At 41.1% G+C, this 11,945-nt stretch carries 12 protein-coding genes and 1 tRNA gene; 2 read left to right on the top strand and 11 right to left on the bottom strand.

What is annotated here, in order from left to right; all coding sequences use genetic code 11:
• Positions 1-57: 57 nt before the first annotated feature.
• The gene (gene cspB, locus NSS78_RS04650; RefSeq protein ID WP_003212277.1) at positions 58-258 is read left to right on the top strand and encodes a cold shock-like protein CspB; all 201 of its coding nucleotides are present in this window, start codon (positions 58-60) and stop codon (positions 256-258) included.
• A gap of 112 nt (positions 259-370) precedes the next feature.
• On the opposite strand, the gene NSS78_RS04645 is transcribed toward cspB, so the two are convergent.
• From NSS78_RS04645 to queG, 9 genes are all read right to left on the bottom strand, one after another.
• Positions 371-730 carry a hypothetical protein gene (locus tag NSS78_RS04645; RefSeq protein ID WP_212046132.1) on the bottom strand — a complete coding sequence of 120 codons (360 nt, stop codon included), beginning with the start codon at positions 728-730 and terminating at the stop codon, positions 371-373.
• Positions 731-743: 13 nt separating this feature from the next.
• Entirely contained in the window at positions 744-1,268 is a 525-nt protein-coding gene (locus NSS78_RS04640; protein ID WP_003210946.1) for a flavodoxin family protein, read from the bottom strand.
• A 17-nt stretch (positions 1,269-1,285) separates the two neighbouring features.
• Positions 1,286-2,905 (bottom strand): DHA2 family efflux MFS transporter permease subunit, encoded by a 1,620-nt coding sequence (locus NSS78_RS04635; protein ID WP_050945441.1) that lies wholly within the window; start codon positions 2,903-2,905, stop codon positions 1,286-1,288.
• Between the two features lie 39 nt (positions 2,906-2,944).
• Positions 2,945-3,577, bottom strand: coding sequence for an HlyD family efflux transporter periplasmic adaptor subunit (locus NSS78_RS04630; RefSeq protein WP_003211200.1), 633 nt, complete (start codon positions 3,575-3,577; stop codon positions 2,945-2,947).
• Between the two features lie 363 nt (positions 3,578-3,940).
• Positions 3,941-5,104, bottom strand: a complete 1,164-nt coding sequence (gene yhbH / locus NSS78_RS04625; RefSeq protein WP_003211440.1) for a sporulation protein YhbH — start codon at positions 5,102-5,104, stop codon at positions 3,941-3,943.
• A 139-nt stretch (positions 5,105-5,243) separates the two neighbouring features.
• Positions 5,244-7,139: a PrkA family serine protein kinase gene (locus NSS78_RS04620; RefSeq protein ID WP_003211752.1), complete on the bottom strand. Its 1,896-nt coding sequence runs from the start codon at positions 7,137-7,139 to the stop codon at positions 5,244-5,246.
• 518 nt (positions 7,140-7,657) lie between these two features.
• Positions 7,658-8,131, bottom strand: a complete 474-nt coding sequence (gene trmL, locus NSS78_RS04615; RefSeq protein WP_003211950.1) for a tRNA (uridine(34)/cytosine(34)/5-carboxymethylaminomethyluridine(34)-2'-O)-methyltransferase TrmL — start codon at positions 8,129-8,131, stop codon at positions 7,658-7,660.
• A 43-nt stretch (positions 8,132-8,174) separates the two neighbouring features.
• Positions 8,175-9,077, bottom strand: a complete 903-nt coding sequence (locus NSS78_RS04610) for an amidase domain-containing protein (RefSeq protein ID WP_050945442.1) — start codon at positions 9,075-9,077, stop codon at positions 8,175-8,177.
• Positions 9,078-9,138: 61 nt separating this feature from the next.
• On the bottom strand, positions 9,139-10,287 hold the full coding sequence (gene queG / locus NSS78_RS04605; RefSeq protein ID WP_050945476.1) for a tRNA epoxyqueuosine(34) reductase QueG: 1,149 nt from the start codon (positions 10,285-10,287) through the stop codon (positions 9,139-9,141).
• 83 nt (positions 10,288-10,370) lie between these two features.
• Here queG and NSS78_RS04600 point away from each other — a divergent pair, with 83 nt between their 5' ends.
• Positions 10,371-10,967, top strand: coding sequence for a hypothetical protein (locus NSS78_RS04600; RefSeq protein WP_223251302.1), 597 nt, complete (start codon positions 10,371-10,373; stop codon positions 10,965-10,967).
• 99 nt (positions 10,968-11,066) lie between these two features.
• Here the strand turns inward: NSS78_RS04600 and NSS78_RS04595 are convergent.
• A tRNA-Gly gene (locus tag NSS78_RS04595) sits at positions 11,067-11,140 on the bottom strand.
• Between the two features lie 127 nt (positions 11,141-11,267).
• A complete protein-coding gene (locus NSS78_RS04590) occupies positions 11,268-11,924 on the bottom strand; it encodes a hypothetical protein (protein ID WP_003211065.1) in 657 nt (218 codons plus the stop codon).
• Positions 11,925-11,945 lie beyond the last annotated feature (21 nt).

The raw sequence follows: 11,945 nt of genomic DNA, 5'->3' as shown, positions 1-11,945 counted from the left end.
TGTGTAAGAGCAAGAATAGTGAATTTAAGCGTTAAGATCGCTTTAGGAGGAAATTTCATGTTAGAAGGTAAAGTAAAATGGTTCAACTCTGAAAAAGGTTTCGGATTCATCGAAGTAGAAGGTCAAGACGATGTATTCGTTCACTTCTCTGCTATCCAAGGCGAAGGCTTCAAAACTTTAGAAGAAGGTCAAGCAGTTTCTTTCGAAATCGTTGAAGGTAACCGTGGACCACAAGCTGCTAACGTTAACAAAGCGTAATTTAAGAGCATCTGCTCTTTAGCACTTTATAGAGTGAAGGAAAACCGCCCGGCTTCTGCCGGCGGTTTTTTTGTGCTATAAAAAAAGAGAACCTGACGAGAGGTTCTCTTTTTTATTTGTCGTTCTGCTTTAGCTTCTGCAAAGCAGAACGATACATATCATCATTCATTTTAGTTTCTGGCTCTTCTTCTTTGACAGGTGGTTCTGGCTGCTTAAACTTTTGAAGCGCCTGTCTATAGAAATCATCACCAGACACTCGTTCATCCGTTTGAGAAGGCGTTGACGCTTCCTCTTCTACTTCAGGCTCTAAAGGTCTCGCCGCAACTTCTGACTCGCTACGGGGCACGTCAGGCTGATTGGGCACATCTTCATTGATCTCTTTCTTCTCGACCGAAGCGTGTCTGACATTGAATGCTACTAATCCGATAATGACTAGAACAGCAGCTACTAACGCTACAATAATCGTCGCCAAAAGAACCCTCTCCTTATCGCTTAAATGACGCAGTGACTGATGCTACACGTCTTCCTAATGCTTTCCCGAGTTCAATGCCTTCTGTCGAAATCACTTCATCAGAATCAATCGGACATGTCACACCTGCTCCATAGTAAGAGCCGTATAAAGCATTTTCTGGCACATTTCCAGGAAGACCAACGACAAGCATCCCTTGGTGGAACATTGGTGTAATCAAATTATGCATCGTCATTTCTAAACCGCCGTGCGTTGTAGCAGTTGTACAGAAAACGGCACCGACTTTATCGATTAGTTTTCCCTCTGCCCATAGGTAGCCAAGACGGTCAATCCATGTCTTTAATCCAGCACTAATGGTCCCAAAGTGACCAGGGCAGCCCCAAATGATCGCATCCATTTGATCCAGCTTGCGAATATCCGCATCTTTCACGTGATCAACGAATACTTCAGCCTGCTCTGTTTCACCTGCGCCTGCTGCAATTGCTTCTGCCAGTGCTTTTGTATGGTTACCTTCACTATCGTATACGACATAAATTTTCATGTACGGTCCCTCCACACTTATCTTGCATCTTGGTTTGCTTCCTTAGGTGCTGGAAGCAGTGTTATTTCTTGTTTTTTATGCTGCTGATCTTTTCGCTTTTTATCCTTACGTACATCACGCAGGAACAAGCTAAGAATGACACCAGCGGCACAGAATAACGTTACCCACATGTAAGCATCATTGATACCCATTACGTTTGAATCAACCTGTGCTTTCGTAAAGAGCTGGGTGGATACATATTTTTGAGCAGCTTCAGCTGTCATGCCCATATGATGCATCACATTCGACACAGCCGCCTGGAATGAATTCATAAAGAATGGGTCCGCTGTATTTGTTTGATCCGCCATATTGGAATAATGGAATGTTGTCCGATTCGTATAAATCGTTGTGATCAAACTCGTACCGATCGAACCGCTTATTTGTCTTAATGTATTAGACATCGCTGTACCATGGCTGTTTAAGTGCTGTGGTAATTGGTTCATCCCAGCTGTCATCACCGGCATCATAAGGAGTGACATACCGAATGCACGCACTGCATACATGAGTACAATGTGACTATATGATGTATCAATGGTCAGCCTTGTAAACTCGAATGTGGTGACAACGGTAATGAGCATCCCCACAATCGCAAGCGGACGAGGTCCAAATTTATCAAACAAAATCCCTGAAATCGGGGACATAATCAGCATCGCAAGTGCCCCCGGAAGCATTAATAGCCCGGATTGCAATGCCGTAAATCCAACGAGGTTCTGCAGATAAATCGGAAGTAAGAACATCCCAGTGTATAAGGCAACTGTAATAATAATATTAATAACACTTGATAATGAGAAAATGCTGTATTTAAACACACGGAAATCAAGCATCGGATTATCAACTTTCAGCTGTTGGAAAATAAAGAGAATGATCGCAATCGCACCAACAATAATCGTCGATAAGACGATCGGATCTGTCCAGCCATCACTTCCGGCTTCACTCACTCCGTATAGAAGTGAAGCAAAACCAACGATGGAAAGAATCGCACCAAGGCCGTCCAGCTTGATCTTTTTAGGCTCTACAATATTTCTAAACATAAAGAAAGCGGCGATAATGACAATTGCTCCGATTGGAACAAGTCCATAAAACATAATACGCCAAGAATAATGTTCAATAATGTAACCAGATAATGTTGGTCCTACCGCTGGAGCAAACATCATTGCAAGACCGAAAATCCCCATTCCTTTCCCTCTGTTTTCAGGAGGGAAAATAAAAAGGATTGTTGTCATCACAAGCGGCTGCAGAATACCGCCGCCGATTGCCTGAATCAAACGACCGATAAGCATCGTTGAAAAGTTCGGCGCAATCCCGCAAATAAAGGTCCCTAGTGTAAACGAGATCATGGCAACTAAGAATAAGCTGCGCTGTCCAAAGCGTGTGATTAAAAACGCAGATAACGGAATCAGCACACCGTTGACAAGCATATAACCTGTTGTAAGCCACTGAATCGTCGTTGCACTCACATTAAATTCAGTCATTAAATGGGGCATGGCTACGTTCAGAAGTGTTTGGTTCAAAATCGCTACGAACAAGCCGGCCATTAAAATGATCAGTAAAGACAAGGAGCCTGCTCCCTGTTTTGTTGCTGCAGGTTGATTTGCCATCTCAGACAACCTCCTTTCATTTTTTGATATCAATCATCATTAAGATGAAATTTTGACAGAAGCATTCATACCAGGAAGTACTTTGTCTGATGGATTTTTAATTGAAATTTTCACTGCTACTTTTTGTGTCACTTTTGTATAGTTACCACTTGAATTTGTTGCTGGCAGCATGCTGAATGTTGAGTTTGTCGCATAACCAATTTGTTCAACTGTTCCTTCAAATGTTGTATCAGGATCACCATCTACGACGATGTCAACTTTGTCGCCTTTTTCAATGTTTTTAATATCTGTTTCTTTGATATTCGCTGTGATGTAAAGCTTGCTTAAATCAATCGTTTCACCAAGAACTGTACCAGGCTGCACTTGTTGATTGTTTTGTACTTCTTTTTTGACTAATGTGCCATCAGCCACTGATTTAATGTTTGTTTTTGTTTCTCCTTCAACTTTTGCAACTGTGCTGTCTTTTTGCACTTCGTCACCTTCATTGATATCCCAGCCTTTGATTTGTCCAGCTGCTGGTGCTGTGATTTGATACATGTCACCTGTCACTTTCGCCTCGTCAGTTTTGACAAAATTTGTGCTTTCGTAGTAGTAATAAGCACCTCCGGCAATAATGGCAAGAATTACAATAAGGCCAATAATGTTCGTTAGCAATAAACGCCCTCTGTTCATGTTTTGTTTCTCCTTTCATGTATAAAAATATAGTGTCATCTGCTTTAGCAAACTTAGAATGCCCATCATCTGACAGAATATGAAGCAAGCTCATAAAACTGTTATATCTCCTTCATCTTCCCCGCATGAATAATGGTGTGCAGCCCATTTATACTTATTGTTCACTCATGAGCAAAGAGTAGAAAAAGAAGAAAAGACGATCGGCATCTTTTTTGAAAAACTTATATTTAACAAGATTAAATATTAATAAATGAAAATTGAAATGTCAAAGAGAAAGTTTTACTTTTTTTCTGGTGATCCCTTCCTTCTCCATACAAAAAACCCTTCAGCCCTTATGCTGAAAGGTTTTTTCAAATGTGCTATTTACGAAAGAACTTCTTCCTGCTGAAAAAATTTTTTTAGGGCGAGAAAAACATCTGATTTTTGCTTCAAAATATAATGCTTAAATTTCTCATCCTGTATATGCTTATATGCTGACATTAATGTAGAATGCCGGTTGTATTGATTCACTTCACCATAACAGAATAAATTGGCTTTTTTCATAATTTCAGAAACAAGCTTTACGCACCGTGCATTGTCTGAGGTCAAATTGTCTCCATCAGAAAAATGAAAAGGATAAATATTATATCGCGATGGCGGATAACGTTCGTCTATGAGCTCTAGTGCTTTTCGATAGACAGAGGAGCAAATCGTCCCCCCGCTCTCGCCGCGCGAGAAGAAATGCTCTTCATCTACAACCTTCGCCTCTGTATGATGGGCAATAAATTCAATATCGACCGTCTCATACTTTGTCCGTAAGAAACGTGTCATCCAAAAGAAAAAACTTCTCGCCATATATTTTTCCCAAAGTCCCATACTTCCGCTCGTATCCATCATTGCCAAAACGACGGCTTTCGACTCTGGTTTGGTCACTTCATTCCACGTCTTATATTTGATATCCTCTGGGTAGATTGGATAAAAGGAAGGACTGCCTGTCATTGCATTTCGTTTAAATGCTGAGAGCATCGTTCGTTTTTTATGGATATTGCCTGTTAACCCGGTTTTGCGAATATCGTTAAACTCAATTTGCTCGACAATAATGTCGTCAAGCTCCTTTTGTTTAAGGTTTGGTAGCTCTAATTCCCGAAACAGCGCTTCCTCAAGATCCATTAATGAGACCTCTGCTTCGTAATAATCCTCTCCAGCCTGATCTCCTGCGCTCTGCCCCTTTCCTTGCCCTTGCTTACTGTCTGATCCATCACGTGCGACAATATCGCCTACCTCGCTATCTCCATCACCTTGACCCACATGCTTATTTTTATCGTAGTTGTACCGAATTTTATATTCATCTAACGAACGAATTGGAATTTTCACAACATCTTTTCCGTTAGACATGATAATGCTTTCTTCTGTGACAAGATCCGGCAAATTGTTTTTAATCGCTTCTTTGACCTTTTTCTGATGACGCTGCTGGTCGTCATAGCCTTTTCGATGGAGGGACCAGTCTTCCTGAGATACAATAAACTGACTTTTTTCTTGCCGGGACATCCATCCCCCTCCTCACCTGTTTGCACAATTCTTCTAACCACCGATTCCTTTATCTTATGCTGCTCGTCACCCAAGTTGACGGTCATTTCTAAAAAAGACATTACCGGTGCAGGTGCGCCAATAATGCCTCCTTCATTTATTAACGATTAAGAAGACTGCCTACATATTTTAAAAGTTCATTTGCACTTGTTGAATTATAGCCATGTTCATCAATTAATCTAGCCACTACTTCATTCACTTTCTTCAGCTGCTGTTCATCCGGTGTCTTCGTTGACGTCGTGATTTTCACCACATCTTTTAAATCAGCAAACAGCTTCTTCTGAATCGCCTCACGCAATCTCTCATGAGAATTATAATCAAAGCGTTTGCCCTTTCTCGCATAAGCCGAAATACGAATCAGAATTTCTTCTCTAAATGCCTTTTTCGCATTTTCAGAAATTCCGATCTGCTCTTCAATTGAACGCATAAGCTTTTCATCAGGATTCATTTCTTCACCGGTTAACGGATCACGCAGCTTGTTTTTGTTGCAATAGGCCTCGACATTATCTAAGTAATTATCCATCAGTGTTTTCGCAGACTCCTCATAGGAATACACAAATGCCTTTTGTACTTCCTTCTTGGCAATATCGTCGTACTCTTTTCGCGCAACAGAAATAAAATTCAAATAGCGCTCCCGGTCCTCGCTTGAGATAGACGGATGCTGATCGAGTCCTTCTTTTAACGAACGAAGAACATCCAGCGCATTGATCGACTCCATATTCTTCCGGATAATAGTGGAGGAAATGCGGTTAATCACATATCGCGGATCAATTCCGCTCATCCCTTCATCATGAAATTCCTTTTTCATCTCATCAATATCAGCAGATTGGAAGCCTTCGACACTTTCTCCGTCATACAGACGCATTTTTTTCACCAAATCAATATCAGAACGCTTCGGCTCTTTGAGTCTTGTCAAAATGGAGAACATCGCTGCTACTTTCAGCGTATGCGGGGCAATATGCACATCAGAAACATCACTTTCTGAAATCATTTTATGATAAATGCGTTCCTCCTCTGTCACCTTCAAGTTATAAGGAATCGGCATCACAATAATTCTTGAATGCAAGGCCTCGTTCTTTTTATTTGAAATAAACGACCGGTACTCGGTTTCATTCGTATGAGCAACGATCAATTCATCTGCACTAATCAAGGCAAAACGGCCTGCTTTAAAATTTCCTTCCTGCGTTAATGACAGAAGATGCCATAGAAACTTCTCATCACACTTTAACATCTCCTGAAACTCCATCATCCCTCGGTTTGCTTTATTGAGTTCTCCATCAAAGCGGTAGGCCCTTGGATCTGATTCTGATCCAAATTCAGCAATGGTTGAAAAATCGATGCTTCCTGTTAAATCAGCAATGTCCTGAGATTTCGGATCAGACGGACTAAAGGTACCAATACCGGTCCGTTTATCCTCTGAGAAGAAGATCCGTTCAACCCTTACATCCTCAATTCGTCCGCCATATTCCTCTTCCAGCCTCATCATATTCAGAGGGGACAAATTCCCCTGCACACGAATGCCATACTCTCTATAAAAATCCTCCCGCAGATTTTGCGGAATAAGATGAAGCGGATCTTCATGCATCGGGCAGCCTTTGATCGCATAGACTGCGCCATGATCTGTCAGTGAATATTCCTCTAGTCCTCTTTTCAGCCTAGTAACAAGCGTAGATTTCCCCCCGCTCACTGGTCCCATCAATAACAAAATACGCTTCCTCACATCGAGGCGCTTGGCAGCAGGGTGAAAGTATTCCTCCACTAATCTTTCCAATGATTCCTCTAATCCAAAAAGCTCCTGATCAAAAAATTTGTACGTTCTGACCCCATTCTCCTCTTCAATCCCGCTGTCTTTAATCATATGATAAACGCGAGAATGAGCAGATTGAGCGACAAGTGGATTTTCCTTTATAATGTCTAAATACTCGCCAAATGTGCCTTCCCATTTAAGACGCTGCTCTTCTTCTCTGTGCTGTTCAATTTTCTTTAAAATATCCATATGAACCTCCTCTTTCAAGATTGAAGCAAGTAATCAGATACTGTTTTACAATCTATGCGGAGGCGTCCTATTACATGCTTTCGTTCTTCAAAATGACGAATTGGCAAACTGAATTGACAACCATCCGCAAGACCCTTCATAATAAAGGAAAAACAGGAGAAAAATGATCTTCTTCTCCTGCTTTTCAAGGCGAACTTCACATCATATGAAACAGGCAGCGATAGAAACAAAGGGATAAGGGGGAGCTTATATGAGAACGGTCATTATGATGGGCGTCATCATTACGTTTTTAGTATCCATTTTCACAGCTGGCTACGAAGGCAAGCCTGGTAAATGAAAAAAAGGATGTTCCATGAGCGGAACATCCTTTTTTCATTTAGTTCGTTGTTTTTAGCACTTGCATATTCACTGTGCTTCGATTTTTTCAATATGTCAAAAAATAGACTGAACAAATCATATTTTGTTCCTTATCTCATATAAAAAAAGCCGAGATTGGTATCCCAGCTTTCTTCTTGACCTTATATCAGATCTCGATATTGCTGCTGTCGAAGTGCCTCATACACAAGAATTGCTGCCGTATTCGATAGATTCAGAGAACGAACATGTTCTGTCATCGGTAAACGAAGGCAGCGGTCCATATTCCGCTCGATCAAATCTTTCGGCAATCCACTTGTCTCTCTGCCAAAAACGAAGAAGTAATCTTCATCTAACTGAGAGTAATCAAATGTCGTATGCGGCTTTTGGCCAAATTTTGTGATATAGAAGAATTGTCCCTTCGGATGAGCCTCAAACAATTCATCAAGCGAGTCATGATAGACGACATTGGCATATTTCCAATAATCGAGTCCTGCACGCTTCAGCATTTTATCATCTGTCGAAAAACCAAGCGGACGAATCAGATGAAGGGTTGTATTTGTTGCTGCACATGTACGCGCAATATTTCCAGTATTAGCTGGAATCTCTGGTTGATATAAAACGACATGAAGTCCCAAAAAAGTTCACCTCTAATTTTCTTTTCCGCTCAACATTATACCATTAACTATCCTTCGCGGCATCGTCCAAAATGTGAAAAAACGTATAACGAATAGCTGGTGTATAGGCGGTCGAATCCTCATACGACCAATAACGCATTCGGCTGTCATATGTCTGAGCATTCACAAGAGGCATTCCGCCTTTATCGTGATCGACGACAATGGTTGTATGATTATACCTGCCATCTCCCTCAAAATCGTAGCAAATGACATCACCAATTTGAAGCTCCTGCGCTTCCTTGAGTTTCTTTGCTCTTAAACCCGCTTTCGAATTCGCTAAATAATTTTTCATCGAATGAGCCACCGTCCAGCTATAGCTCCACGTGTGCGACCGCACCCACCAGCCAGATCCGCGGTTCGGATACCCTCTCGTTGGCGCATTCCCTGCCTTCAAGCATTGTGAAATAAAATTTGTGCAGTTATCTTCGAAGTTTTTATAGGCGGGATTTCGTTTATTCCAGTACGTCTCCGCATATTGTACGGCTGCCCGCCGGTCATAGTGAAAGGCTCTCCCAAACTGTTCTTCTGTCTGAAAGCGCTCATCCACCTGCTCTTCCATTTGCCGCTTTTCTAACATTATCCGATCTTTCACAAGCATGTCGTTGTAAAGGAACGCTTCTCTTTTTTCTACTTGTTCCTCTAAATAAAAAGAATCGTCTACATCCTTGCATACATAAGTGAGATGAGCAAGATACTGCACATGCTGAGCCCCATCATCCTGAATCGTTGAATCTAGGAGTGTTGCTTTCGCCTTCGCCTTGACAATCTCCACCTGTCTTCTAGCAAAAAGCTCTTTTTTCCGTTCGACTGCTTCCACATCAGACATGAGCTGCGGCTGTTTGATTGCACTTCCATTTAATAAATAACCAAGCCTGTCTTCTAATGTTTGCTCTAATAATTGTTTCACACAGACACCACCAAACTTTTTTTAAAATCTCTGTTTGGTTCATTCTATGTTCACAGAGATGTTATTTAGTATTTAAAGGTGTCTGTAAAAACTCAATCCCTTTGATGATTTCTTGCTTCGCTTCCTCATCACTTTCCCGCTCAAGGGCTTTTTCCAGCTCTGGGAGCAGCTGCTCATCGCCAATTTTCCCTATTGCCCAAGCAGCCGTGCCTCGAATAACAGGCCTTGGATCCTTGTGCATCAAATCAATCAACACGGGTAAGGCAGATGTATCTTTAAAGTGAGCAAGTGCCAAAATCGCATTTCGCTGAATTGGCTTTTTCCCCCGCCATGAACCTGAAACATGACCGTATTTTTCCTTAAACTCACGATTACTGATCGTAAGAAGCGGCTTTAAGAGCGGCTTCGCAATTTCAGGGTCCGGCTCCATTTCAGGATGCAGGTGAAAGTCCTTCCCTTTATTGATCGGGCAGACAATTTGGCACGTATCACACCCGTACAATCGATTTCCTATTTTCGAACGAAATTCGTCAGGCAAAAATCCTTTCGTTTGCGTTAAAAAGGAAATACATCGCTGGGAATTCAGCTGTCCTGGATTTACAAGTGCACCAGTTGGACACGAATCAACACATTTATTACACGTTCCGCACTGGTCTTCAATTTTTTCATCCGGTTCAAATGGGACATTTGTGATCATTTCAGCCAAATACACGTAAGACCCAAACTCTGGCGTGATAATCATACAGTTCTTCGCACTAAAACCTATGCCAGCACGTTCCGCTACTGCACGATCGGACAGCTCCCCTGTATCCACCATTGATTTTGTTCGTATATCGACATGTTTGCTTCGCAAGAATTCCTCGAGCATATCGAGCTTTTTTTTCAGCACAACATGATAGTCTGTTCCCCAAGAAGCACGGCAAAAGATCCCTCTTCTTGCATCCTTTGTACTTCGAGGAGCATCTTTCATTTTGGAAGGATACGCGAGCGCTATCGCAACAATTGATTTGGCCTTCGGAAGCAGCAAAGAAGGGTTTGTTCGTTTTTCGATATCAGGCTCTTCAAAGCCTGACAAATACCCTAACGATTCATGTAAGATGAGGCGATCTTTTAATGAATCAAATGTATCAGCACTTGCAAATCGGATTTTATCGACACCAATTTCTTTCGCATATTGAATCAATTCTTCTTTTAATTCTCCAACATGAATCACCTTGCAAACCTCCTTTCTTTGTTTCTTCTGTTGTTTTCAGTATAATACGAGTGTATCATGACCGATTGGAGTGAGTCACTGTGAAGATACATATGGAAATTTCTCATCCTGACAACCCGTCTATCCATGTTGGACAGATTGAATATTCGCATATTGAAGTTGGCACATCCCCTCAAATGTTAAAAGGCCGGCTACGCCTGTTTCAAGAATCTTTATTCTTTGAATACGAAGATAAAGTCTTAGAAGAAGTACCAGCAATCAAAGAATGGACGGACCTTTTAAAAGACGTTCCTTTCCTGCCAATTCTTGCTGATATCCAAAAGGAACAATTTATTGACTCGACCAATTCCGTACAGGATTTGTCGATCTTTTTCTCTTTAAAATATTTCTTGCCTATCCTGACATTCGATGCTGATCGCATAGAAGAGCCGCTTTCACTAGCAAAACATGAGAGTGGTTACATTGAATGGCAGGACAACGCAGGACTTAAGGGATTATTTTCTCAACCAAGTAAAGCACACATTTCTCAAGACACAAAAAACATTCTGCAAATCATTCTGTTTCCGCCATCTATTTCCCGGGAAAAGAGTGAAGCCCTCATCCAATCCTTGACGAAGATGTTTGTACAAATACATGGTGGAGAAAGTAAATATGAATTTATTGAAAAAGCACTGTAGCTTGACAGTGCTTTTTCACATTATACTGACATAATAAAAAACGCAACACTTCGTTTATCTAAGAAACGAAATACTGCGTTATTAACAAAAATTATGTATTGGAGCGGGTGATGAGAATCGAACTCACGACATCAGCTTGGAAGGCTGAGGTTTTACCACTAAACTACACCCGCATCAATTTTTCAAAAGCAACGTCATCGCGTTGACCTTTATTATGTTACAACTTCCTAAACAATTCGTCAAGAGAATATGAAGATTTTTCGTCAAAAAACTTCATATTCTCCGTATATATTACGATAGTTATTTATCGAGCTGAATATAAAATAAGTAGGCATGTGACTTATTCTTCAGCGCTTGCTTAGGATTTTTCTCAATCTCTTCAAGCATCGGTGAATTTCCGTCTTTCCCCATTGCCGCTGTATACGCAATCAGTGCCTTTCCTCCAGAAGAGACTTTGACAGTTTCAGATTGTGCAGAAAAAACATAGTCACTTACCTTGAACGGAAAGCTTGCTGTTGCTTTCGTCATTCCCTCGTTCTTGTTGTCTGACCACATACTAAATTGTGATTCATATGTATCTTTCTCATGCCTTAATTGTAAGAGCACATTCATCGTTTGGTCGGTTCCATCCTGATGTAAAGTAAAGGTGGCAGATGACGCTTCCTTATTAGCTAATCGCCCATTTTTATAATGACTCCCGATAAACGTAATACTCTTATCCTTCTTCGTTAATCCTTTTATTGTCAAAGCGACCATTTCATTAGTAGTTGATGCTTCTAGTAAGTTTTTTTCTTTTTTTGTCAGTTTCATTTGTTCGATGGTTACTTGCTTCTTAGTAGCAGACTCCGTGTTTATTGTCGATACCGTCTTCTCGGTTTGCGTGGTTTCTTCAGCCTTCTCGCCGCATCCTGCTAATAGAAAAACAGTGAATATAAGAACACTCCATTTTTTTAACATTGAGATCCCCTTTGATGTTTT

It is taken from the genome of Bacillus sp. FSL W8-0920, from assembly GCF_038593215.1.
GTDB lineage: Bacteria > Bacillota > Bacilli > Bacillales > Bacillaceae > Bacillus > Bacillus pumilus.
This window is presented reverse-complemented; position numbering and strand designations above follow the sequence as displayed.